Source organism: Actinoplanes sp. NPDC051388 (assembly GCF_055586225.1).
Map to the genome: position 1 here is coordinate 287862 of NZ_JBVJIP010000002.1, position 22433 is coordinate 310294.

The window sequence follows — 22433 nt, forward strand, 5'->3', positions numbered from 1 at the left end:
CGGCATGCTGGGCTGGCCGGCCGTGCTGGTCGGCGTGCTGTCGGCCCACGCGATCGCCGGATCGGTCGCGCTGGTCCTGCTGGCCCGGCGCCGGGTGACGCGGCGGTCGGCACTGCCGTTCGGCCCGGCTCTGCTGGCCGGTGCGCTGCTCGCCGTGCTGCTAGATCAGGCGCAGCTGCCGGTCCCGTGGGCGGGCGGGCACCGCGTCGCCGAGTCGCTCGAAGAGGCCCGCGTCGATCGCGGAGAGGAACGGCGTCGGCGACTGCTCCCGCTCGCTGCCGTGCCGGAAGCGCCGGGCGGCGTGGCTGAGATAGAGCCGGTCCTGCGCCCGGGTCAGCCCGACGAAGAAGAGCCGTCGCTCCTCGGCCACGTCCTCGTCGCTCGCGGGCGCGCCCGGCCAGCGCAGTGGCAGCAGGCCGTCCTCGCAGCCGACCAGGAAGACCACCGGGAACTCGAGGCCCTTCGCCGCGTGCAGGGTGAGCAGGTGCACCGCCTCGGCCCGCGGGTCCAGCGCATCCACTTCGGCGCCGGTCGCGATCTCCTGCAGAAAGGTGCCCAGGTCCTCGCCGATCCGGTGGGCCAGCGGCATGAGCAGTTCGGCGGCCGACCAGATGTCGTCCGGGGCGAGCTGCTCGGCGTCCAGCGTCGGCGCGGCGTAACGCTGCGCCAGCACCTGCGCGGTCACCTTCACCCGCGACGCCAGCGGGCCGGCGAGCCCGTCGGCGTTGCGCAGCTCGCGGGCGATGACCTGCACACCGGCCCGATCGCGCAGCCGGTTGTGCGATCGCTTCTGCACCGGCACGCCGGCCCGGGACAGCGCCTCGACGATCGGCCCGGATTGCGCGTCGGCGCGATAGAGCACCGCGATGTCAGAAAAGGACAGCGTGCCCGGGGCGATCGCCCGTGAGTCCACCCGCCCACTGTCCAGCGATCGGTGCGACAACCCACCGACAAGTTCATCGACGGTACGCACGACGAAGTCCGCCTCGTCCGCGGTGCTGGCGGCGGCATAGCGGCCCACCAGCGGCGACTCCGGGTCGAGCCGGGCCGGGTCCAGCCGCCGGCCGCGCACCAGCGAGGAGGGCGCGATCGCCTGCACCGCCGCGGCCAGGATCGGCGCCGACGAGCGGTAGTTGCGGGTCAGCCGCACCAGCCGGGCGTCGGTGAAGTCCTCGTTGAAGCGCAGAAAGTACTTCACGTCGGCGCCACGGAAGCTATAGATCGCCTGGTCCGGGTCGCCGATCGCGCACAGGTTGCCGTCCGCGGGGCTGAGCAGGCGCAGCAGCTCGTACTGGTGCTCGTCGACGTCCTGATACTCGTCCACGAAGATCCACTGCCAGCGGCGGCGATACTTCTCGACCAGCGCCGGCTCGTCGCGCAGCAACTGCACCGGCATGGTGATCAGGTCGTCCAGATCCACCAGGTCCTGCTGGCGCAGCAGCTTGCGATAGGCCATGTCGTCGTCGCCGGCCTGCTCTCGGGCCTCGGCGCGCTCGGCGTCGTCGGCGATCCGCCACTTCGCGGGCAGGCCGGCCGCCTTCGCGTTCTCCCGCAGGATGGTCAGGCCCAGCGAGTGGAAGGTGCCGACGGTGATGTCCTCACCCTCGTCGCCGAGCAGGGCGTCCAGGCGTTCGCGCAGCTCCTCGGCGGCCCGGCGGGTAAAGGTGATGGCCAGGCAGCGCTCGGGGAAGACCTTGAGCTCGGCGCACAGATAGGCGATCCGGTGGGTCAGCGTGCGGGTCTTGCCGGTGCCCGGACCGGCCACGATCAGCAGCGGTCCACCGGGCGCCGAGGCGGCCACCCGCTGCATCGCGTCCAGCCGGTCCAGCAGCCCGGTGCCGACCTCCTCCATGCCGGCCAGCATCGGCTCGAAGGGTTCGTGCGGCGACGGCGGCGGGGCGATGGGTGGCGGCGGCGGTGTCCGCTTCACTTCCTTGATCTTCGGTACGGCCGCCCGCCCGACCGCCGGTTCCGGCTTGCGTTGCTTCGGCAGGTCCGGCATGTCGAACAGCGTCTCGACCTGCGGGGCACTGGCCTTGTTCCGCAGCTCGCCGGGCTCGAAGAGGGTGATCACGCCATATTCGCCGTCGTAGCCCGCGATCCGCCGCACCTGTCCGCGCCGGAGCCGGATGATCGCCTCGCGCAGGTTCTCGCCACCGGCCTGCCCGATCTCGTCGACCGGCACGCCGCGCAGGATGTCGAGCTCCGGCCCGAGCGTCGCGACCAGGTGGTTGAGCTGCGCCTCGACGGTCTTCGACTTCGGCCCGACGCCGTTGATCTCGCCGAGGATCTCGTGCAGCTGGATCAGGTGCTCGACCCGCTGAGCGCGCAGCCGCGGTGCGTCGCGGTCGGCGAGATCCTCGACCCGGCTCTGCACCCCGACGGTGAGCGGCTTGCCGCACTCGGGGCAGCGGCCGCCGTGCTCGCGGGTGCGGGCGGGCGCCCAGTTCACGCCGCAGGCCCGATGGCCGTCGGCGTGATACTTGCCCTCCTCGGGGAAGAACTCGATGGTGCCGGCCAGGCCGTGCCCGCTCTTGATCGCGGCATAGTCCGGCGCCCCCGTGAAGAGCGTCGCCTCGCGGGCCAGCGCGGCCGGCGAATGCGCGTCCGAGTTGGACACCAGGCGGTAACGATCCAGGCTGGAGACCCGCCAGTTCATCTCCGGGTCGGACGACAGCCCGGTCTCCACCGCGGTGATGTGCCCGGCCAGGTCGGCATAGCAGTCGGCGATCGCGTCGAAGCCGGATTTGGAGCCGAGGGCGGAGAACCACGGGGTCCAGATGTGCGCCGGCACGAGGTAACCGTCGGGGCTGGACTCCAGCACGATCTCGAGGAGGTCGCGCGAGTCGAGGCCGAGGATCGGGCGGCCGTCGGCGGTGAGGTTGCCGATCCGGCCGAGCGCGGTGTTGAAGCGGGCGGCGGCGGCGAAGTCGGGCAGGTAGATCAGGTGGTGCACCTTGCGGGTGCGGTCGTCGCGCTTGTAGATCGTGGAGATCTCGACGCTGAGCATGAAGCGTGGCGGCGCGGCGCCCTGCAGCGAACCGGGCAGGCGCTTGGTGATGTCCGCCTCGGCGTCCGGGGCCAGGCGATAGAGGCCCGGCTCGGCCGGCTCGAGGCTGTCCCGCAGGTGATCGAACCAGGCCGGGTGGGTGAAGTCGCCGGTGCCCAGCACGGCGATGCCTTTGCGGCGGGCCCACCAGGACAGGTTGGGCAGGGTCAGGTCTCGGCTGCAGGCGCGGGAGAACCGGGAGTGGATGTGCAGATCCGCGACGTATGTGTCCGCGGCGACCGAGGACCCTGCGCTGTCCGAGGGCACGCGCTGCATCCTGTCATGTCCGCGGAGTGGCCCGCGCGCCGCCACGCTCAAGGCCACTTATGGATCTTGATGGACGCTCCCGCGCGGCTCAGGGTGCCTTGAGCTCGATGAGCGAGACCTGCGGAGGCGCGCCGACCCGAACGGGCGGCCCCCAGAATCCGGCGCCATTGGTGACGTAGACCGGCACTCCATCGACCTCGCCATATCCGGAGACGACGGGTTGTTCCAGTTTGACCAGGTAGTTGAACGGAACCATCTGCCCGCCGTGGGTGTGCCCGGACACCTGCAGATCGACGTCGAAACGGGCGGCGTCGCGGGCGACGATCGGCTGGTGCGCCATCAACACCACCGGGCGGGTCTTGTCCCGATCGCCGAGCGCGGCCTCGAAGTCCGGCCCGTCCCCGACGTCGGTGCCGCCGAGATCGTTCACGCCGGCCAGCTCGAAGGCACCCCCACGGGTGACGATCTCGAGCCGTTCGTTGCGCAGCGGCCGCACCCCGAGCCGCGCGACCTCGTCCACCCACTCCTGGAACCCCGAGTAGTACTCGTGATTCCCGGTGACGAAGTAGGCCCCCTGCCGAGACCGGATGTCCCGCAGCGGCTCGGCGAACCGCCCGAGCTCAGCCACCGACCCGTCCACCATGTCCCCCACGATGCACACCACATCGGCGTCCACCGAGTTGATCATCTCAACGATCCGCCCCATGTGCCGCGCACCGGTGAGCGGCCCGAGGTGAATGTCGGACACGACGGCGAGCCGGGTGCCGTCCATGGCCTGGGGAAGCTTGGCGAGCGGAATCTGCACCCGATCGAGGCGAGGCGCACCAAGCGCGGTCCGAACCCCGTAACCGGTCACCCCGACGGCGGTGAGCCCAGCGAAGATCGCGGCCCCCCGAGCAAGCACCAGCCGCCGTTCAATCCCGCGCTCACGACCCGCGTCGTCATCGTCCGACCCGGACCGATCCCGCCCGGCCCTCTCGCCGCCAACGGCCGCTGCGCTCTCGCTTCCATCGCCGCCGGCCGTTTCGCCGCCGGCCAGGCTGCCGTTGGTCGTGTCCTTGTTAGTCGCGCCGTGGCTGGTGTCGCCAGCGGTCATGTCGTTGTCTTCGGCGTTGCCGTCGGCCGTGGCGGCGCTGGTCGCGCTGCTGCCGTGGGTGTCGCCGCCAGTCAGGCCGCTACCGGTTGTGTCGTCGGCAGACGGGCCGCCACCGGCGGTGGTGGTGTCGTTGTTGCCGGCCGAACCGTCGGTCTCCGAGCCCGGCCGGGCGCCGCCTCCCGACGAGCTACGCGTCGTGCCGGCCGAAGCCGCCGCACTGACCGGTTGCGACGCCTCGCCACCAAGGCTTTTGCCCTGAGCACGCCAGATCAGCGAGATCACCAGCCGCGGAATCTCCAACACGACCAGCGTGACCAGCAGATAGAACATCAGCGCGATCCAGAGATATCCAGGCCAGGCCAGCCCCTTGAAATCGGCGGCGCGCACCAGGATCAGGTTCGCGGGCAGCAGGATCGCCAGCAGCAGAATGACCAGCCCGCCGATCTTGCGAGCAGGCCCGGGCCGCAGCGGGTCGCGCACGAGCCGCTTCCACAGATAAAGGTGGATGCCCATGACCACGACCAGGACGAACCCAAAAAACCCAATCACGCAACACTCCCGGCCCGGCCGCCCAGGAGTGACGACACTCGCCCCATCCTCCCAGCACGACCCACTAATTCCGCCGTGATCACAGCATCTTCACAGCTCACCGCGCCCTTGGCCCCACCCCACCTGCCGCCCGGCGAAACGGCCGCCCTATATGCAGGGTGCGGCCGTTCGCCTCAGTGATGACGGCGGATGTGCCCGCCACACTGCGACGCGCAGAGCCGGATCAGCCCTGTGGCCCCCGGGTGTTGCGTATATGTGTGCAGAGCAAAGGAAGTCGGGGCGCTCAGGTTGTGGCGGGCATGGAGCCGCGGAGGCGGGCCGTCAAGGGCCACAAAGGCCGGCCGTCCGGGGGAACGCCATCGACGCGATGCCGATCGAGCTCCAGGTCGACGCGGCGTCGGCGATCATGGCGTTGAACAGCCCTAATGCGGCCCGAGTAGGGCTGCCACGTTGCAGGCGATGGCCCAACAGGTTCCCTCGGATGGTGCCCAGGCGGCCCAGGCGATGCGAAATCCGTCGATGCACACGATGCGGCAGGTTGCTGCGCCGGGAGAGCCGCACAGCGTCGGCCGCCGCGCTCAGGTCGCCACGGATCAGCGTCAGATCGGACGCCTCGATCGCCACATCGGAGCCCGCCCCCATCGACAAACCCAGATCAGCCTGAGCCAGAGCCGCGGCATCGTTCACACCATCACCAACCATCGCCACCACCCGGCCACGCCGCTGAAGACCACGGACCACCTCGACCTTGCCGACCGGCGAGACACCAGCAACCACCTCAGTGATGCCAACCTCAGCCGCCACAGCCCGGGCAACAGGCTCCGCGTCACCGGTGAGCAGCACCGGATCCAACCCCAGCTCCCGCAAGTCACGCACAGCGGCGGCACTGGACGGACGCACCGGATCAGAGAGCCCGATCTGCCCACGAACCACCCCGTCGACAACCACCTCAACCCACGTCTGCACGCCCTTTGCTCTGCTTCCTCCAAGGAAGCGCTCCCCCTCAGGAAGCAGAGCCCCTCTGCTTCCTCCTGGGAGCGCTGTCTCTCAGGAAGCAGAGCCCCTCTGCTTCCTCCTGGGAGCGCTGTCTCTCAGGAAGCAGAGCCCCTCTGCTTCCTCCTGGGAAGCGCTGTCTCTCAGGAAGCAGAGCCCCTCTGCTTCCTCCTGGGAAGCGCTGTCTCTCAGGAAGCAGAGCCCCTCTGCTTCCTTCCGGGAAGCGCTGTCTCTCGGGGAGCAGAGCCTCTCTGCTTCCTCCTGGGAAGCGCTGTCTCTCGGGGAGCAGAGCCTCTCTGCTTCCTTCTAGGAAGCGCTATCCCTCGGGGATCGAAGCCCTCCTGCTGCCGTCCGGGAAGTGCTCCCTCTGGGGAAGCAGAGCAAAGGCGTCGGGCCGCGCCGCGCCGCGCCGGATCTCGCCGATGACACGACTACCGCGTTCTCGGTCTGGCGAAGCCTCGATCAGCCGCCGGCGACGGGCAACAGGACGTCGATCGTCGGGCGGGAGGGGCTGCGGCGCGGGGGATGTCGCCGTTGGCGGCTGTCGCGTTCTCGGTCTGGCGAGGTGTCGGTCAGCGGCCGGCGAAGGGGTGGCTGGACGTCGACTGTCGCGTCCGAAGGGGTTGCGGCGGGGGGATGTCGCCGGTGGTGGCCGTCGGGTTCTCGGTCTGGCGAGGTGTCGGTCAGCCGCCGGCGAAGGGTGGCAGGACGTCGACCGTCGCGTCCGCCGGGAGGTCTGCTTCAGGGTTGTGGCAGGTCAGGCCGTCGACGAGGAAGCTTGCCGCCTTCAGGACCACGGCCAGCCGTTCGCCGTGGCTTGCGGTGAGGGTGTCGGTCAGTTCGTTGAGAGAACGGGCCTGGACGGACTCCTGCGAGATCCCGCCCGCGGCAGCGCGTGCCCCGGCGAAGTAGCGGACCGTCAGCATGCGCTGCCCTCGCTCGTGGCGCACGCACCCAAGCGCCCCGGACTCACGCCGCGCCGGCTTGGTGGGCAAGCGCGGCTCAGGAACGCGGATGAATGCACGTCAGCCGCCGATCGCGGACATCGGGCGGGACGGCTGGAGGAAGGCGGGGTTGTCGATGCCGTGGCCGGCTCGCTTGCCGAGGGTGGCTACCTGCCAGGCCGCGGCGATCTCGTCGTCGGTGGCGTCGCCGCGCAGCAGGGCTCGCAGGTCGGACTCCTCGGTGGCGAAGAGGCAGTTGCGGATCTGGCCGTCGGCGGTCAGGCGGGTGCGGTCGCAATCGCCGCAGAAAGGCCTGGTCACGCTGCCGATGACGCCTACCCGGGCGGGGCCGCCGTCCAACGCGCTGTGGCCGGGGACGATCCAGGTCTCGGCCGGCGCCGTTCCACGTGAAACCGGATCCGGCTCCAGATTGAAGGGGGCGAGGGCGGCCAGGATGTCCTCGGCGGTGACCATGGTGTGGCGGTCCCACTGGTGCTGGGCGTCCAGCGGCATCTGCTCGATGAACCGCAACTCGTAACCGTGCTCCAGCGCGAACCGCAGCAGCGCCGGCGCCTCGTCGTCGTTGACGTCCTGCATCAGCACCGCATTGATCTTGACCGGCGTGAGGCCCGCGTCGGCCGCCGCTCGCAGCCCGGCCAGCACGTCCGCGTGCCGATCGCGCCGGGTCAGCTCACGGAACCGCACCGGGTCCAACGTGTCCATCGAGATATTGACCCGGTCGAGCCCGGCATCCCGCAGCGACACGGCCATCCGCTCGAGCCCGATCCCGTTGGTGGTCACCGACATGCGCGGCCGGGGACGCAGCCGAGCCACCTCACCGATGATGCCGACCAGCCCGCGCCGGATCAGCGGCTCTCCGCCGGTGAAACGCACCTCGGTCACCCCGAGCGACTCGACCGCGATCCGGATCAGCCGGACCACCTCGTCGTCGGAGAGCTGCTGCTCCCGAGGCATCCAGGCGAGACCCTCCTCGGGCATGCAGTAGGTGCACCGCAGATTGCACCGGTCGGTCAGCGAGACCCGAAGGTCGGTGGCCACCCGCCCGAACCGATCAACCAACTGCCCCGAACTCGCGGCGACCGCCGGCGTCGGCGCCAGAAAAGGGCGCAGGGCGAGCTCACTGGTTGGTCCCGCAGTCCCGCGAAGCTCGCTCACCGGTCGAATCTATCCCGCTGGCGGACCCTTCGGCGAAGAGTGATCCATGCCTGTGGATAACCTCGCACGCCATGCGCCGCGCATCATTCAAACTCTGCACAAACCACCGCCGGTCATAGCCGGCGCCTATATCCGCGCAGCCGCCTCGGCCGCCGCCCGCACCGCGCCCTGATACGCCGACCCGAAAGCCGCCGTGTGCACCAGCAGCAGGTGCAACTGATGCAGCGGCACCCGCGCCCGCCATCCGTCGGCCAGCGGATGCACCTCCTGATAGGCGCCCAGGATCGCGTCGAGATGCGGCGCCCCGCCGAACAGCGCCAACGTCGCCAAATCGGTCTCCCGGTGACCGCCGTGCGCGGCCGGATCGATCAGCCACGCCCGCCCGTCGGCCGCCCACAGGACGTTGCCCGGCCACAGGTCACCGTGCAGGCGGGCGGGCGGCTCGCTGTGGGCGTACCCGGAAAGGATGTTGATCGTCTGCTCGACGACCGCGATGTCGGCGCCGGACAACGCGCCCCGATCGGCCGAAAGCCGCAGGTAGGGCAGCAATCGGCGCTCGGCGAACCACGGGCCCCACGGCCCGGCCGAGACCGTGTTGTCCAGCGGCAACGGCCCGATGAAGCCCGGCCACGAGGCGCCGAACCCGGGCGCGCCGGAAAGGTGCAACGCGGCCAGCCCTCGACCGAACGCGGCCGCGGCCTGCGCGGAGGGCGTGCCGTGGTCGATCCACTCCATGGCGATCATCGACGGCAGTGCGGTGAAAACCTCCGGAACGGGCACCGCCGAGGCCGCTCGCAACCACTCCAAACCGGCCGCTTCCGCCTCGAAGAAGCCCGCCTGGGGCACGCCTGACGGCCACGTCTTGGTGAAGATCGACGTGCCATCGTCCAAGGTCAGACGGGATGCGTGCGCGACGGAACCACCCGAAACGGGCGTCTCCCGGATGCGCTGATGGGTGAGAAATGTCGGGAGATGCTGCGGGTGCGCGCGGAGGTACGCCAGATCCACCGCCCTATCTTCCACTTCGGGTTACGGAGGTCTCGAATCGGAGTCAAAATGTCGGCATGAGCCCTGTCACGGTGCGTTCGTACCGGCCGGCCGACCACAGCGCCGGCCGCCGCCTCTGGTCGGAACTGACCAATCAGCACAACCTGATGTACGGCGATGCGGCCAATGACGCGGGCGCGGGCTTCGAGGAATATCTGACCCGTCTCGACCTGGGCGGTCTCTGGGTGGCCGACCACGCGGACGACGGCGTGATCGGAATGGTCGGTCTGGTCATGCGGGGCCGCGGCGGCGAGGTCGAGCCGGTCGTGGTGACGACCTCGCACCGGCACAAGGGCGTCGGGCGCAAGCTGCTGCGGCACGTGGCCGGCGAGGCGAAGAAGCGCACCATGACCTCGCTCACCATCTCGCCCTCCTCGCGCAACGTCGACGCGATCCGGTCGCTGCACGCGGCGGGCTATGACGTGGTGTCCTCGATCGAGCTCACCATGGACCTCGATCGGCACACGCACGAGTGGCAGACGGACAGCCTCGAGCTGCATGAGCTGCAGTTCCGCTCGTAGCCGCCGAGTTATCCACAGGCCCCCCGCGGGCCGCCGCGAAATCCGCCAGGGTCTTCGGCATGCGACTGACGTCCACGCCCGAGATCCTCGCCGCGATTCCCTATCTGCTGGGTTTCCATCCGGCCGACAGCGTCGTGGTGGCCGCCGTCCAGGGCGGTGAGCTGCACTTCGGCCTGCGCCATGACCTGCCCGGCGGCGATCCACCGGGGGTGGCCGCGCTCCTCGCCCATCACGGCGCCGAGCAGGCGATCGTCATCGGTTACGGTCCGAGATCCGAGGCGATCCCGGCGACCGGCGCTGCCTTGCGCGAGGCCGGCGTGCGGGTCCTCGACGAGGTCCGGGTCGAGCACGGCCATTTCTGGTCCTACCTGCGTCCCGGTCCCGGCCGCCCGATCGACCCGGAGACGAGCGTGGTCGCCGCGGAGGCCACCTTTCAGGGCCTCGCCGTGCTGCCCGGCCGAGACGCGCTGGTCGCACAGTTCGCCCAGGTCACCGGCGCGGAGAGGGCCGCGATGACGGCGGCGACCGCGCGGGCACAGGCCCGATTCGCGGAGTGGGATGCCCGCGAGCCGAGCGACGCGCGTTTCGCGCGGCTGGTGCGCCGGGCCGGCTTCGCAGCGGTACGCGCGGCGGAAAGGTGCACCGAGACCGGCCGGCGCATGCGTGACGACGAGGTCGCCTGGCTGGGCGTGCTGCTCCTCGACACAGTGGTGTGCGACTACGCCTGGAAACGCATCGAGGCCGGCGATGTCGACCAGGTGCTGTGGACCGACGTGGTCCGCCGGGTCGACCGCGCCTTCGTCCCCGCACCCGCGACCCTGCTCAGCTTCGCCACGTGGCGACGTGGCTTCGGCCCGGCCGCCCGCATCGCCCTCGATCGCGCGCTCGAGGTGGACCCGCGCTTCGAACCCGCCCTGCTGCTCGACGAGATCCTCAGCCGGGGCCTCTCCCCGGAGGCCGCGGCAGACTGGCCGGGCCGCCGCCGGTCCCGGGTCTCGTCCACGCGACGGCGCAGGCGAAACCGGGGACGGGCGGCGTGAGCATTTCGCTAGGGACGCTCGGTCTCTTGGCGGACGGTGTCTTCGGCCCGCAGTGCGGACACCGAGCCCGGCGTCGGATTGTCCGTTGTCTGGTGCAGGCCGGGCACCCGGTCCTCGATCACAAAGGTCGCCCGCGTGTGCACCGGCGCGCCCGGCCGGGTCACATAGGGCACCACCCGGAAGTCGGCGGTCATCGACTCACGAGTGATCGTGGTGCGCACATAGCCGCGCTGGTTGTTATAGAAGCGCAGGTGCGGGTTCCACGGCGTCCACGGGTGCTGCCCGCCGATCACGTCCACGCCGTCGCCGGTGCTGGTGATCGACGAGCAGACCAGCTCGGTGCCGACCGTGCGCGAGGTCGGGTCGTTCCAGTCCAGCTTGAGCTCGTCGGCCCAGTGCGCGTGCACGTCGCCGGTGAGCACCACCGGGTTGCGCACGCCGCCGTCCACCCAGCCGCGGGTGATCCGGTCGCGGGACGCGGCATATCCGTCCCACGAGTCCATGCTGACCACCTTGGCCGGGCCGGAGTTGTTGTCCCGCTGGCCGAAGAACACCTGCTGGCCGAGCACGTCCCAGCGGGCGTCCGAGCGGCGGAAGCCGTCGATCAGCCACTGTTCCTGCTCGGCGCCGGTGATCGAGCGGGCCGGGTCGATCGCGGCCGGGCAGTCCTTGTAGCCGTCGCCGCACCCCTGGTCGTCGCGGTACTGCCGGGTGTCGAGCAGGTGGAAGGTGGCGAGCCGGCCCCACTTGATCCGGCGATAGAGCTGCATGTCGATGCCGCTCGGGAGCGAGCTGCGGCGCAACGGCATGTTCTCGTAATAGGCCTGGAAGGCAGCCGCCCGCCGGGCGAGGAAGGCGGGGTCGGGCTGCTCGGGCACCTCGTCGGCCCAGTTGTTCTCGATCTCATGGTCATCGAAGACCACCGCCCAGGGCGCCACCGCGTGCGCCGCCTGCAGATCCGGGTCGGTCTTGTACTGCGCGTGCCGCTGGCGATAGTTGGCCAGCGTCACGGTCTCCGGGCCCTGGTGGTCGCGCGGGTTCCCGCCCGGGATGGTGTAGGTGTCAGCCGGATATTCGTACTGGTAGTCGCCCAGGTGCAGGATCAGGTCGGGCTCGTCGTCGGCCAGGCGGCGATAGGCGGTGAAGTAGCCGTGCTCGTACTGCGAGCAGGAGGCGAACGACATGGCCAGGCTGGCCGGCATCGCCCATGGCGCGGGCGTGGTGCGGGTGCGCCCGACCGGCGAGAGATAGCCGTCGGCGCGGAAGCGATAGAAGAACTCGCGGGCCGGCGGCAGGTCGTGCAGCACGACGTGCAAGCTGTGCGCGCGGGCGGGCAGCGCGGTCGTCACACCGCGCTTGACGATCCGGCGGAAACGCTCGTCGGCGGCCACCTCCCACTCGACCGGGATCGGGCGGCCGGGCATGCCGCCGAGACCGTCCTCGGCCAGCGGTTCGCGGGCGAGGCGGGCCCACAGCACGAAGCCGTCCGGTGCGGGATCGCCGGAGGCCACGCCGAGCGTGAAGGGGTCGGTCCGGAGCGGCGCCGCGAACGCGGACGACGGCAGGGTGAGCGCGCCGGCCGTGGCCGCGCTCCCCAGGATGAGGGTTCGTCGCGAGAGTGCCATGCCCGCACTCTGGCGAGCATGGATGAACGTGGATGGCCGTGCGGTTTACCGTCAGGCGGTCAAACGGTGACGCGCTCGGCTCCGGTGTATACGTTCATCGTCGGTCCACGAAGGAACCCCACCAAGGTCATCCCGGCCTCGGCGGCGAGCTCGGCGGCCAGCGTGCTGGGCGCGGAGACCGCCGCGAGCAGCGGGATGCCGGCCATCCAGGCCTTCTGCGTCAGCTCGAAGCTGGCCCGGCCGGAGACCAGCAGCACGTGGCCGGTCAGCGGCAGCCGGCCCTCGCGCAGCGCCCAGCCGATCACCTTGTCCACGGCGTTGTGCCGGCCCACGTCCTCGCGCAGCACGAGCAGGTCGCCGCCGGCCGTGAAGAGCCCGGCGGCGTGCAGTCCGCCGGTGCGATCGAAGGTGCGCTGGGCCGCGCGCAATTTGTCCGGAAGGGTGGCAAGTGTCTGAGCTGTGACGGAAACGCCGTCGGTCGTGATGTCGAACCGTGATCGAGTGCGGACCGCATCGATGCTCGCCTTGCCGCAGACCCCGCAGGAGGAGGTGGTGTAGAAATTCCGCGTCGGGTCGGTGTCCGGCGGCGGCACGTCGTCGCCGAGCACCACGTCGACCACGTTGTAGGTGTTCGGGGTGTCCGTGCCGGCGCAGAGCTGGGCGGTGACCACGTCGTCCGCGGTGCGGATCACACCCTCGGTGAGCAGGAAACCCATGGCCAGATCGATGTCCTGGCCCGGAGTGCGCATGGTGACGGCCAGCGGCGCCTTCCGGATCCGGATCTCGAGTGGTTCCTCGGCGGCCAGGTCGTCCGGGCGGCGGCGGGGCTCCGCGGTCGCGTCAAGATTGATCTTCGTTACGGGACGGCGGTTCATCGTCCGGGCCATGTGCCGAGCGTAGGCCGGTCGGCGGCGTCCGCACAGCGGTCGTGCGCGAGCCTGGTCGCAGCCCGGTGGCGGCCGCTCGTGGTCACGCTCGAGTCCCGGCCGGGATACGGTACGTACGTGGGGGGATTTGCGGCGGTGGTGCTGGCCGGTGGTGCGGCACGGCGAATGGGTGGTGCGGACAAACCGACCCTGCCCGTCGCGGGCCAGTCGATGATCACCCGTGTGCTGGCCGCGGTGCACGACGCCAACCCGCGCATCGTGGTCGGCAAGGTGCCGCCCGACCTGCCCGTCCCCGTCCTGACCACGACCGAGCAGCCGCCCGGCGGCGGCCCGGTGGCGGCGACCGCGGCGGGGCTGGCGCTGGTGCCGGCCGACGTCACGTTCACCGCGCTGCTGGCCGCCGACCTGCCGCTGCTCACCGGTGAGGCGATCGACGTGCTGCGGCTGACCGTGGAGTCGGCGCCGATGCAGGGCGCGGTCTATCGGGACGCCGAAGGGCGCCGGCAGATGCTCTGCGGGGTGTGGCGCACGGTCGCGCTGCGCGAGGCGCTCGACCGGCTGCAGCAGGAGCGCGGCCACCTGCGAGGCGCCTCGGTGCGCGAGTTGATGGAGTTCCTGCGGGTGGCCGAGGTGTCCTGGCGCCGCCCGGGTCCGCCACCGTGGTTCGACTGCGACACCGACGACGACCTGCGCACCGCCGAGGAATGGGCCAGCTGAGCATGAACGAGCTCGACGCCTGGGTGGCCGCGGCCGTGCACGAGCTCGGTCTGCGCCCCGAGGACGACCAGACCAGGCGGGTGCTGGACGTCGCCCGGGACGTTGCCCACCAGGTGTTGCGGCCGGGGGCGCCGGTCACCGCGTACCTGATGGGGGTGGCCGTGGGACGCGGCGCAGACCCGGCCGACGCGGCCCAGCGCATCTCCCGGCTCGCGCAGACCTGGGAAAATCGGTCGGAAACCGGGACCGGACCCGAAACGAAAGATGCGTAACAACCACTCGATAGGGTGGCTGTCATGACCGCGGAACCGACGGGTGATCAGCCCGAGCTCCTCCTGCTGGAGGAACCCAGCACCGCAGACCTGCGCGCCAAGGTGACCGAGGCGTGGCGGGAGTTCGCGAGTGCGCTCGCCACGCTGATCCCCAAGCTGTCCGCGGGCGCGCACATCGACGTCACGCTCGACCCGACCGCCTCCGGCACCGGCACGGCGATCTATTCGGTCAGCATGCGGGTGCTCGACGACGGCGTGCTCGAAGCGCTCGCGGTCGGCAACGCGGAGCTGCCGAAGGACTACCGGATGGACCGCGCCGCGGTCGCCGACCTGATCGCGCTCGGCTGGTCCCCGCCCGGCGTGCTGCCCGACTCGGGCGACTCGTTCGGCCTGCGCACGACCATCGACCAGGCGTCTCGCATCGCCACCATCGTCTCGCGCACGCTGCGCGACGTCTACGGCGCGCCGCACCCGGCGTTCCTGGTCTATCTGGTGCACGACATCGAGGACGAGCCGATCGACACCGATCCGCTCGGCACCGCGCGGCACGAGCCGTCCCTCGAAGAGGGCCTCAACTTCGACGAGCTCAAGGACGCCGCCGCCATGGCGCACGCGGCGGAGGAGGCGATCCCGCTCGAGGAGCGCGTCCGCACGGTCGTCGCGACGATGTCCAAGACCACCGTCGACCAGCTCCAGGAGGACGCGGACGGCGACGTCGGCATCCGCGCGGGCAGTGCGATGGTCTTCGTCCGGGTGCGCGACAACCCGCCGCTGGTCGACGTCTTCTCGCCGATCCTCACCGAGGTCGAGCCCACCGAGCAGCTCTATGTGAAGCTTTCCGAGCTGACCAACCGGATGCCGATCGGCCGGCTCTACTGTGCGCAGGACACGGTCTGGGCGTCCATCCCGGTCTTCGGCCGCAACTTCCAGGCCTCCCACCTCATGCTCGCCGTGCAGGTGATGACCGGCCTGGCCGACGAGCTCGACGACCGGTTGCACGGCGAGTTCGGCGGCAAGCGGTTCTTCGGCGAGGGCGACAAGCCGGACAAGCCCGCCACCCCCACCACCCCGGACGGCGACCACCGCCCGGGGATGTATCTCTAGCTAGCTGTTCGGCACGTCCGCGATCCGGTCCAAGGTGGACAGCCGGGAGGCCGTCAGCCCACGGTCCGACATCGTCCACAGCTCGTCGCCGATCACCAGCGTGCGCCGGATCACGGGCGTGTAGCCGGCCGGCCGCCGCTCCTCACTGATCGATCCGGCCGGCGCGAGACCGTCGTCGGTCACCCGCACGGCCAGCGCCGCCGGCTTGTCCTCCGCGATCACCCCGTCAACCTCCGTGTACGAGGTCACCGGCACCACCAGCAGCTTCGTGTCCGGCCACCACAGGATGGCGTGCGGGTCGAACTCCGCCTCGGAGTAGCCGTTCTCGACCACCTGCTGGGCGAGGCGCCGCGGCGAGGCCGGATCGGACACGTCGAACAGCGAGATCTGGGTGCCCTGCCGGCGACCGTTCTCGTCGGCCTCCTGCCCGATCCCGATCAGCCGATCCTCGCCCACCGGCTGCAGGTGCGCCGAGTAGCCGGTGATCTTCAGTTCGCCGGTGACCCGGGGCTTGGTGTGATCGCTGAGGTCGACGCTGTAGAGCGGGTCGGTCTGCCGGAACGTGACCACGTATCCGCGCGCCCCGATGAACCGCACCGAATAGATGCGCTCGTTCTTACCCAGCCCACCGACCTCGCCGACCAGCTCGAGCGCGTCCCCGTCCGGGCGCAGCACCCGCACCGCCGACGACCCGGCCTCGTCGTTCGTCGTGGCGACTCGCAGGTGACCGTCCCATTCGGACATCGCGTACTGGTTGACCAGCCAGCCCTTCACCTTGCCGGCCGCGGCGTAGACCGGCGGCGCGGCGCCGGCCACGTCGAACTTGTAGATCTCGGTCTCCTGCGGCGTCGACCGGTTGTCCCGCCCGCGCCACATGTCCAGCCGCCAGCGCTGGTCGTTGGCCACGTAGAGGCTGGTCGGGGTGCCGTAGACGGTGTCGCCGTCGGCCACGATCGCGACCGGGCGGCCGTTGTCCAGCTTCGGCGCCTTGAGGTCGAAGGTCAGCACGCTCAGCATCGCTCGCGCGGAGAAGACGGCCGGCCGGCTGACGTCGCCGCAACCGAGCCGGCCGCGCTCGGTGAAGCCGTCGGTGGTCACCGACCACTCCGGCAGCCAGGCGTTCAGGTCGGCCTTGTCGATCGCCTTCCGGTTGGCCTCGACCCGATCCTCGTCGTCGTCCATGCGCCGGTTCTCGGGGAACTGGATGGTCGGGGTGCTGCTCAGCACGACCCGGACGGTGTCACCGTTCTGCCGCGCGTCGACCAGCCGGCCCTGGCCCTCGAACGTGCTGATGTCGCGCGGGACGGCGCCGGCCAGGTCGACGAGCACCACCCGCGGGCCGGCCGGGACATAGCGCTTGGGGGCGTCGCCGCGGTATCGGATCTGGCCGCCGTCGCGCAGCAGCACCAGCGCGCGATCGCCGGAGAGCAGCAGGTTCGCGTCATAGGCGCCCTCGCCCAGCACCAGCTTGCCGGTCTGCTTCTTCGAGGCGGCGTCGAAGACCCGCAGCACGCCCTGCTCGACGGTGACGATGCGACGGCCGTCGGTCTTGACGATGTCGGGCTCGTCCACGCCGGCCTCGTGCACATTCGTACCCGAGAAGGCTTTTTCGGCGGCCGGAGCACCCGCCGCGCTGTCGGCGGCGCTGCGCGCCTGCGGCATCGCGCCGGCGTTCGCCGACGACGCTGCCAGGACGTCGCCGCCGAAGCCCCATGGCCCGACCGACTCCTTGGCCGCCGCCCGCAGGTCGTCCCGCAGCTGCTCACACGAATCGAAGGCGACCAGCCGCATGGCGTTGGCCAGTCGAGGAGGACCCGGCTTGGGAGCGGGGTCGACGTCCGCGGTGCAGCCCGCGAGCGGCAAAGATGCGACCAGGGCGAGGCCCAGGAGAATTCGGCGTGACATGCGGGTGGGACGACGCGCCACCGGGTTCGGTTCCCTACAGTTCGGCGGCGAGCACGTCACGCGCTGTCGCGGGCGAGCGGCCGATCAGCTTCTCCAGCGTCGGGTCGACGGCCGCGAACTCACCCTGCCGGCTGGCCGCGAACATGCCCACGAGCATCTCGGCGGCGGCCTCCGGCACGCCGTGCGAGACCAGGCCGGCCCGGTAATCGGCGTCCGGAATCACCGTGGTGGTGATCGGCCGCCCGGTGAGCTCGGCCGCGATCCCGGTGAGTTCGGCCAGGTCGAAGGTGGTGCCGGCGGTGAGCGGTGGGGTCGGCCCGTCGAAGCCGCCAGCAGTGAGCACGATCGCGGCCGCCTCGGCCAGATCGGCGTGCGTGGTCCAGGCGACCGGGCCGTCCGCGGGGGTGGCGAGCACCCCGGTCTGGATCGCCTGACCGAGCAGCATCAACACCGTCGAGGCATAGAAGCCGTTACGCAGCGAAGTGAACGGGACGCCGGAGTCGCGCAGCAGCCCCTCGGTCGCGGCGTGGTCGGGCATCGGCGCGAACGGCGAGGCAGGGTTGGCGCCGGCGTGGCTGGTGTAGACGATCCGCCCGGCGCCGGCCTCGCGCGCGGCGGCGATCGCCGTGCCGTGCCACCGCAGCGCCTCGGCGCCGACGGTGGAGGCGGAGACCAGCAGGACCTGCGATGCGCCCTCGAACGCGGCGGCCAGGCCGGCCGCGTCCGCGAAGTCGCCGTGCCGGACCCGGACGCCGCGGTCGGCGAGCGAGGTGGCCTTCTGCGGATCGCGCACGCTGACCCCGACCTGATCGGCCGGAAGGCGGGCGAGCAGCTGCTCGACGATCGCGCCGCCGAGCTTGCCGGTGGCGCCGGTAACGATGATCATGCCTGGGTTCTCCTCGGTGTTAGCGCTGTTAACGCCCCGACGCTAGCACGCTGAATAACATTGCTACTCCACGACTGTTATCTTTGACACCGTGCAACGGGAGAAGATCGTGGCGGTGGCCGCGGAACTGCTGGCCAAGGGCGGTCGCGACGCGGTGACCACGCGCGCGGTGACCGCCGCGGCGGGCGTGCAGGCCCCGGCCATCTACCGGCTGTTCGGCGACAAGGCCGGTCTGCTCGACGCCGTTGCCGAGCACGGCTTCGCGGCGTATCTGGCGGACAAGCGGGCACCCGACGCCGGCGGCGATCCGGTCGACGCGCTGCGCGCCGGCTGGGATCTGCACATCGGCTTCGGCCTGGCGAACCCCGCGCTCTACAGCCTCATGTACGGCCAGCCGCGCCCCGGCGCCAACTCACCGGCGAACGAGGCCGCGCTGCGGATCCTGCGCGCGCACGTCCGGGCCATCGCTGCGGCCGGTCGCCTCCGACTCGCCGAGCACCAGGCGGCCGAGCTCATTCACGCCTCCGGCAGCGGCACCGTCTTCGCGCTGCTGGCGATGCCCGAGGACGGCCGCGACCCGGCCCTGTCGACGCTGGCCCGCGAGGCCTGCATCGCCGCGGTCACCACGGACGCGCCGGTGCTCGCCACCCCGGGCCCGGCCGGCGCCGCCGTCGCGCTGCGCGCGGTGCTGCCCGCCGTCACCGCGCTGACCGACGCCGAGCGCGGCGTCATGGCCGAGTGGCTGGACCGGATATCGAGGTAGGGGTCTCGACCAGCCGCGACAACACCACCATGCTGCGGGTGGAGGTTACGAAGGACTCGGCCCGCAGCCGCTCCAGCGCCTGCTCGAGATGCCCGATGTCGGCCGCCCGCAGGTGCACCAGCGCGTCCGCCTCGCCCGACACCGTGTATGCCCCCACCACCTCGGGATGCCGCCGAGTCGCGACGATGAGCTGGGCCGGCGTGGTCCGTCCGGTGCAGAACAGCTCGACGAACGCCTCCGTCGTCCAGCCCACCGCGGCCGGGTCGATGATCGTGGTGAATCCCTTGATCACCCCGCTGGCCCGCAGCCGATCGACCCGCCGCTTCACGGCCGGGGCGGACAGCGAGACCTTCGCGCCGATCTCGGCGAACGAGGAACGGGCGTCCGCGACGAGCAGCGCAACGATTCGCTGGTCAATGGCGTCCATGCGCAACGATTCGCCTCCGACGAGCAAGATTATGAGCTGTTTCGCACGCGGCCAGCGTACCTACCCTTTACCTCATGAGCCAGACGGAGCGCTTGCCGCGAAACAGGACATATCTCATGTGTCCGCCGAACCACTTCACGGTCGAGTACGCCATCAACCCGTGGATGGACACCACGGTCACGGTGGACGCCGCCCTCGCGCTCAAGCAATGGGAACTGCTGCGCGAGACGCTCGCCGGGCTCGGCCACGCGGTCCACGTGCTGGACTCGCAGCCGGGCCTGCCGGACATGGTCTATGCCGCCAACGGCGCGTTCTCGGTGGACGGCACGGTCTACGGCGCCCGGTTCCGCCACCCGCAGCGGTCCGAGGAGGCGCTGCACCACTCGGTCTACTACCGCAACGGGCCGTGGACGTTCGTCGACCCGGCGCAGATCAACGAGGGTGAGGGCGACTTCGCCTATCTGCCCGGCGCGTACGGCGGGATGATCCTGGCCGGCCACGGTTTCCGCACCGAGCCCGCCGCGCACGTCGAGGCGCAGGAGGTGCTCGGCCGCCCGGTGCTGTCGCTGAAGCTCGTCGACCCGGCCTTTTATCACCTCGACACCGCGCTGGCCGTGCTCGACGACCGGCACATCACGTATTACCCCGAGGCGTTCTCGCCGGCCGCCCAGCGGGTGCTCGCGCAACTCTTCCCGGACGCGGTGCTCGCCGACCGCTCGGATGCCGAATCCTTCGGGCTGAATCTGGTGAGTGATGGTCGCCACGTTGTGCTCAACGCGGAAGCGCAGAGCATGGCCGAGAAGCTGGAAGCCGCAGGTTACCTCCCGATTCCGGTGGACTTGAGCGAACTCAAGCGCGGCGGCGGCAGCGTCAAGTGCGCGGTGGCGGAGCTGCGCGTTGCACCCCTTGCGACATGATGGAACGCATGACCGACGACACCCGCACCGAAGACAAGCAGGACGACGGCTCCGTCATCGTGGTGGGCCCCGACGGCCGTCCCCTGGGCAAGGTCGAGTCGGACGGCAGCATGGAGCCCGAGGAGCCCGGCAACCTGATCGAGCAGCCGGCCAAGGTCATGCGCATCGGGAGCATGATCAAGCAGCTGCTCGAGGAGGTCCGGGCGGCGCCTCTGGACGAGGCGAGCCGCACCCGGTTGCGTGAGATCCACCAGCGCTCGATCACCGAGCTGGAGGACGGTCTCGCGCCCGAGCTGCGCGACGAACTCGAGCGGCTGTCGCTGCCCTTCGAGGGCGACACCCCGCCGAGCGAGGCCGAGCTGCGGATCGCCCAGGCCCAGCTGGTCGGCTGGCTCGAGGGCCTCTTCCACGGCATCCAGGCCGCCCTGGTGGCTCAGCAGATGGCCGCCCGGCTGCAGCTCGAGCAGATGCGCGGCGGCAACGGCAACCGGCCCGCGCTGCCGATGGGCCCGAACGGCGCCGCGATGCCGGGCATGCCGGGCGCGGACGGCCGCACCGGCCAATACCTCTAGAGGCCGAAGAGCTTCCGCAGATAGACCGCCACGCCGTCCTCGTCGTTGGTCGCCGTCACCTCGTCGGCGACCTCGACGACGGCGGGGTGCGCGTTGCCCATCGCCACCGAGCGCCCGGCCCAGCTGAGCATCGGCACGTCGTTGGGCATGTCGCCGAAGGCCACCACGTCCGCCGCGGTGAGCCCGTCGCGCTCGCACAGCCAGGCCAGGCCGGCCGCCTTGGTCACGCCGGTCGCGGAGATCTCGACCAGCGTCGACGACGACGAGTGGGTGGCCTCGGCCAGGGTGCCCAGCGTCCGTGACACGAGTTCATAGAAGGCGTCCGGCGTCGACGAGGCCGAGCGGGCCAAGAGCTTCACAGCCGGCACCGAGGTGAGCTCCTCGGGCGACGCGATCGGGCGCACCGCACGGGCCTTGTGGTCCCAGTGCATCGGCCAGGTCTCCTCGTGCCAGAAGGCCCGGCCGTCCTCGACCTCCACGGCGAGGGTGAGATCCGGGACCGCCTCGCGCAGCTTCTTGATCACCTCGAGCATCAGCTCGGTGTCCATCGGGTCGGCCCGCAGCACCTGGTCGGTGTCCGGGTCGTAGACCACGGCGCCGTTCGCGCACACCGTCGTCACCGGCCGGGCCATCTGGTCATAGAGCTGCCGCATCCAGCGCACCGGCCGCCCGGTGACCAGCACCAGCGGCACCGGCAAGCGGTCGATCACGTCGATGGTGCCGGGGCTGAGCGTGCCGTCGCCACGGATCAGGGTGCCGTCGATGTCGGAGGCGACGAGTCTGATCGGTGCTGGCATCACCTCGACAGTAGCCGGTCGAGAAAGACCGCGACCCCGTCGTCGTCGTTGGTCAGCGTCACCTCGTCGGCGGCCGCCAGCACGCTCGGGTGGGCGTTCGCCACGGCCACCCGGTGCCAGCCCGCCCAGGCGAACATCGGCAGGTCATTGGGCATGTCACCGAAGACCAGGACGTCCGCCGGGTCGACGCCGACGGCCTCCGCGACGACCGCGAGCCCGGTGCCTTTGTCCACATTCGGCGGGCAGATCTCGATCACGTTCAGGCCGGCCTGGGTGATCGATGCCACGTGCGGCGGGATGACTTTGCGGGCGACGGCCAGCAGGTCGTCGACGGGCCGGCCGTCCGCGCAGGCGTACGCCTTGATCACGTCGCCGGACAGGCACTCGGGCCGGGTGCGCTCCTCGACCACGACCTCATAGCGCCAGTCGGGTGCGCGGGTGCCCCAGAGCGGCGCGCCGTGGTGTTCCAGCGCCTCCACCATCACGGTCAACGGCCCGACCGAGGCCTCCAGGTCGGCCAGCGCATCGGACAGCAGCGCCCCGGAGAGCCGCTCGGCGCGCAGCGGGCGGTGGTCGGTCACGTCGTAGACCCAGCCGCCGTGCGCCAGGACCAGGAAGTCGGCCGCCCGGATGTCGCCGCGGGTCAGCTCGGTGAGGCGCGGGCCCCGGCCGGTCGCCCCGACGACTCGGATGCCGGCCGCGCGAACCCGATCGAGAACCTCGTGGGTGTAGTCGGACACCGTGTCGTCGCTGCGAACCAGGGTGCCGTCGAGATCGGTGGCGATCAGCTTGGGAAGGCCGGGGCGAGCCATGTCAGACCTCCGTGGGTCGGTGACCCCCGCGGAGGGCGGAAGGAAAACGTTACACCGGCCCGGCTAC

At 70.8% G+C, this 22433-nt stretch carries 20 protein-coding genes and 1 pseudogene; 8 read left to right on the forward strand and 13 right to left on the reverse strand.

Annotated elements, in window-relative coordinates; genetic code table 11:
• Positions 1–160 precede the first annotated feature (160 nt).
• The 6 genes and pseudogenes from ACZ6TI_RS05525 to ACZ6TI_RS05550 form a co-directional block, all read right to left on the reverse strand.
• Positions 161–3325, reverse strand: a complete 3165-nt coding sequence (locus tag ACZ6TI_RS05525; RefSeq protein ID WP_465343781.1) for a UvrD-helicase domain-containing protein — start codon at positions 3323–3325, stop codon at positions 161–163.
• A 79-nt stretch (positions 3326–3404) separates the two neighbouring features.
• Positions 3405–4961: a metallophosphoesterase gene (locus ACZ6TI_RS05530; RefSeq protein WP_465343782.1), complete on the reverse strand. Its 1557-nt coding sequence runs from the start codon at positions 4959–4961 to the stop codon at positions 3405–3407.
• Positions 4962–5282: 321 nt separating this feature from the next.
• Positions 5283–5984, reverse strand: a pseudogene (locus ACZ6TI_RS05535) (HAD-IC family P-type ATPase); the annotation flags it as partial.
• A gap of 653 nt (positions 5985–6637) precedes the next feature.
• Positions 6638–6880, reverse strand: coding sequence for a MoaD/ThiS family protein (locus tag ACZ6TI_RS05540; RefSeq protein ID WP_465343783.1), 243 nt, complete (start codon positions 6878–6880; stop codon positions 6638–6640).
• A 99-nt stretch (positions 6881–6979) separates the two neighbouring features.
• Complete coding sequence (gene moaA / locus ACZ6TI_RS05545) at positions 6980–8017, reverse strand: GTP 3',8-cyclase MoaA (RefSeq protein ID WP_465344290.1); 1038 nt, start codon at positions 8015–8017, stop codon at positions 6980–6982.
• Between the two features lie 183 nt (positions 8018–8200).
• The gene (locus tag ACZ6TI_RS05550) at positions 8201–9082 is read right to left on the reverse strand and encodes a fructosamine kinase family protein (protein ID WP_465343784.1); all 882 of its coding nucleotides are present in this window, start codon (positions 9080–9082) and stop codon (positions 8201–8203) included.
• Positions 9083–9138: 56 nt separating this feature from the next.
• Between ACZ6TI_RS05550 and ACZ6TI_RS05555 the strand changes: the two genes are divergently transcribed.
• Together ACZ6TI_RS05555 and ACZ6TI_RS05560 are read left to right on the forward strand one after the other, a co-directional pair.
• Positions 9139–9642: a GNAT family N-acetyltransferase gene (locus ACZ6TI_RS05555; protein ID WP_465343785.1), complete on the forward strand. Its 504-nt coding sequence runs from the start codon at positions 9139–9141 to the stop codon at positions 9640–9642.
• A 59-nt stretch (positions 9643–9701) separates the two neighbouring features.
• The gene (locus tag ACZ6TI_RS05560; RefSeq protein ID WP_465343786.1) at positions 9702–10682 is read left to right on the forward strand and encodes a DUF4192 domain-containing protein; all 981 of its coding nucleotides are present in this window, start codon (positions 9702–9704) and stop codon (positions 10680–10682) included.
• An 8-nt stretch (positions 10683–10690) separates the two neighbouring features.
• Here ACZ6TI_RS05560 and ACZ6TI_RS05565 read toward each other — a convergent pair whose 3' ends face one another.
• Both ACZ6TI_RS05565 and fdhD read right to left on the reverse strand, forming a co-directional pair.
• Positions 10691–12307 carry an alkaline phosphatase D family protein gene (locus ACZ6TI_RS05565; RefSeq protein ID WP_465343787.1) on the reverse strand — a complete coding sequence of 539 codons (1617 nt, stop codon included), beginning with the start codon at positions 12305–12307 and terminating at the stop codon, positions 10691–10693.
• Between the two features lie 59 nt (positions 12308–12366).
• Positions 12367–13194: a formate dehydrogenase accessory sulfurtransferase FdhD gene (fdhD, locus tag ACZ6TI_RS05570; RefSeq protein ID WP_465343788.1), complete on the reverse strand. Its 828-nt coding sequence runs from the start codon at positions 13192–13194 to the stop codon at positions 12367–12369.
• A gap of 165 nt (positions 13195–13359) precedes the next feature.
• Between fdhD and mobA the strand changes: the two genes are divergently transcribed.
• Genes mobA through ACZ6TI_RS05585 form a run of 3 tightly spaced genes read left to right on the forward strand, consistent with a single transcriptional unit; the run spans position 13360 to position 15287 of the window.
• Positions 13360–13911, forward strand: a complete 552-nt coding sequence (gene mobA / locus ACZ6TI_RS05575) for a molybdenum cofactor guanylyltransferase (protein WP_465344291.1) — start codon at positions 13360–13362, stop codon at positions 13909–13911.
• Positions 13912–13913: 2 nt separating this feature from the next.
• Entirely contained in the window at positions 13914–14183 is a 270-nt protein-coding gene (locus ACZ6TI_RS05580) for a DUF6457 domain-containing protein (protein ID WP_465343789.1), read from the forward strand.
• 24 nt (positions 14184–14207) lie between these two features.
• Entirely contained in the window at positions 14208–15287 is a 1080-nt protein-coding gene (locus ACZ6TI_RS05585; RefSeq protein WP_465343790.1) for a T3SS (YopN, CesT) and YbjN peptide-binding chaperone 1, read from the forward strand.
• Here the strand turns inward: ACZ6TI_RS05585 and ACZ6TI_RS05590 are convergent, their stop codons facing one another.
• On the reverse strand, positions 15288–17192 hold the full coding sequence (locus ACZ6TI_RS05590) for a beta-propeller domain-containing protein (RefSeq protein ID WP_465343791.1): 1905 nt from the start codon (positions 17190–17192) through the stop codon (positions 15288–15290).
• A gap of 34 nt (positions 17193–17226) precedes the next feature.
• Entirely contained in the window at positions 17227–18078 is an 852-nt protein-coding gene (locus ACZ6TI_RS05595; RefSeq protein WP_465343792.1) for an NAD(P)H-binding protein, read from the reverse strand.
• Between the two features lie 91 nt (positions 18079–18169).
• Between ACZ6TI_RS05595 and ACZ6TI_RS05600 the strand changes: the two genes are divergently transcribed.
• Complete coding sequence (locus ACZ6TI_RS05600) at positions 18170–18841, forward strand: TetR/AcrR family transcriptional regulator (RefSeq protein WP_465343793.1); 672 nt, start codon at positions 18170–18172, stop codon at positions 18839–18841.
• Here ACZ6TI_RS05600 and ACZ6TI_RS05605 read toward each other — a convergent pair.
• Positions 18807–19268, reverse strand: a complete 462-nt coding sequence (locus ACZ6TI_RS05605; RefSeq protein ID WP_465343794.1) for an Lrp/AsnC family transcriptional regulator — start codon at positions 19266–19268, stop codon at positions 18807–18809. The two genes, ACZ6TI_RS05600 and ACZ6TI_RS05605, sit on opposite strands and share 35 nt — an antisense overlap.
• A 74-nt stretch (positions 19269–19342) precedes the next feature.
• Between ACZ6TI_RS05605 and ddaH the strand changes: the two genes are divergently transcribed.
• A complete protein-coding gene (gene ddaH / locus ACZ6TI_RS05610; RefSeq protein ID WP_465343795.1) occupies positions 19343–20185 on the forward strand; it encodes a dimethylargininase in 843 nt (280 codons plus the stop codon).
• Between the two features lie 8 nt (positions 20186–20193).
• On the forward strand, positions 20194–20757 hold the full coding sequence (locus tag ACZ6TI_RS05615) for a bacterial proteasome activator family protein (RefSeq protein ID WP_465343796.1): 564 nt from the start codon (positions 20194–20196) through the stop codon (positions 20755–20757).
• On the opposite strand, the gene ACZ6TI_RS05620 is transcribed toward ACZ6TI_RS05615, so the two are convergent.
• Both ACZ6TI_RS05620 and ACZ6TI_RS05625 read right to left on the reverse strand, forming a co-directional pair.
• Positions 20754–21554 (reverse strand): HAD family hydrolase, encoded by an 801-nt coding sequence (locus tag ACZ6TI_RS05620; protein WP_465343797.1) that lies wholly within the window; start codon positions 21552–21554, stop codon positions 20754–20756. The two genes, ACZ6TI_RS05615 and ACZ6TI_RS05620, sit on opposite strands and share 4 nt — an antisense overlap.
• Positions 21554–22366, reverse strand: a complete 813-nt coding sequence (locus tag ACZ6TI_RS05625) for an HAD hydrolase family protein (protein ID WP_465343798.1) — start codon at positions 22364–22366, stop codon at positions 21554–21556. The genes ACZ6TI_RS05620 and ACZ6TI_RS05625 overlap by 1 nt, the downstream gene beginning before the upstream one ends.
• Positions 22367–22433 lie beyond the last annotated feature (67 nt).

Coding starts and splice junctions, on each gene's coding strand:
- ACZ6TI_RS05525 (WP_465343781.1), bottom strand. CDS start 3,325: ATGCAGCGCGTGCCCTCGGACAGCGCAGGGTCCTCGGTCGCCGCGGAC.
- ACZ6TI_RS05540 (WP_465343783.1), bottom strand. CDS start 6,880: ATGCTGACGGTCCGCTACTTCGCCGGGGCACGCGCTGCCGCGGGCGGG.
- ACZ6TI_RS05555 (WP_465343785.1), top strand. CDS start 9,139: ATGAGCCCTGTCACGGTGCGTTCGTACCGGCCGGCCGACCACAGCGCC.
- ACZ6TI_RS05560 (WP_465343786.1), top strand. CDS start 9,702: ATGCGACTGACGTCCACGCCCGAGATCCTCGCCGCGATTCCCTATCTG.
- ACZ6TI_RS05565 (WP_465343787.1), bottom strand. CDS start 12,307: ATGGCACTCTCGCGACGAACCCTCATCCTGGGGAGCGCGGCCACGGCC.
- fdhD (WP_465343788.1), bottom strand. CDS start 13,194: ATGGCCCGGACGATGAACCGCCGTCCCGTAACGAAGATCAATCTTGAC.
- mobA (WP_465344291.1), top strand. CDS start 13,360: ATGGGTGGTGCGGACAAACCGACCCTGCCCGTCGCGGGCCAGTCGATG.
- ACZ6TI_RS05580 (WP_465343789.1), top strand. CDS start 13,914: ATGAACGAGCTCGACGCCTGGGTGGCCGCGGCCGTGCACGAGCTCGGT.
- ACZ6TI_RS05585 (WP_465343790.1), top strand. CDS start 14,208: ATGACCGCGGAACCGACGGGTGATCAGCCCGAGCTCCTCCTGCTGGAG.
- ACZ6TI_RS05590 (WP_465343791.1), bottom strand. CDS start 17,192: ATGTCACGCCGAATTCTCCTGGGCCTCGCCCTGGTCGCATCTTTGCCG.
- ACZ6TI_RS05595 (WP_465343792.1), bottom strand. CDS start 18,078: ATGATCATCGTTACCGGCGCCACCGGCAAGCTCGGCGGCGCGATCGTC.
- ACZ6TI_RS05605 (WP_465343794.1), bottom strand. CDS start 19,268: ATGGACGCCATTGACCAGCGAATCGTTGCGCTGCTCGTCGCGGACGCC.
- ddaH (WP_465343795.1), top strand. CDS start 19,343: ATGAGCCAGACGGAGCGCTTGCCGCGAAACAGGACATATCTCATGTGT.
- ACZ6TI_RS05615 (WP_465343796.1), top strand. CDS start 20,194: ATGACCGACGACACCCGCACCGAAGACAAGCAGGACGACGGCTCCGTC.
- ACZ6TI_RS05620 (WP_465343797.1), bottom strand. CDS start 21,554: ATGCCAGCACCGATCAGACTCGTCGCCTCCGACATCGACGGCACCCTG.
- ACZ6TI_RS05625 (WP_465343798.1), bottom strand. CDS start 22,366: ATGGCTCGCCCCGGCCTTCCCAAGCTGATCGCCACCGATCTCGACGGC.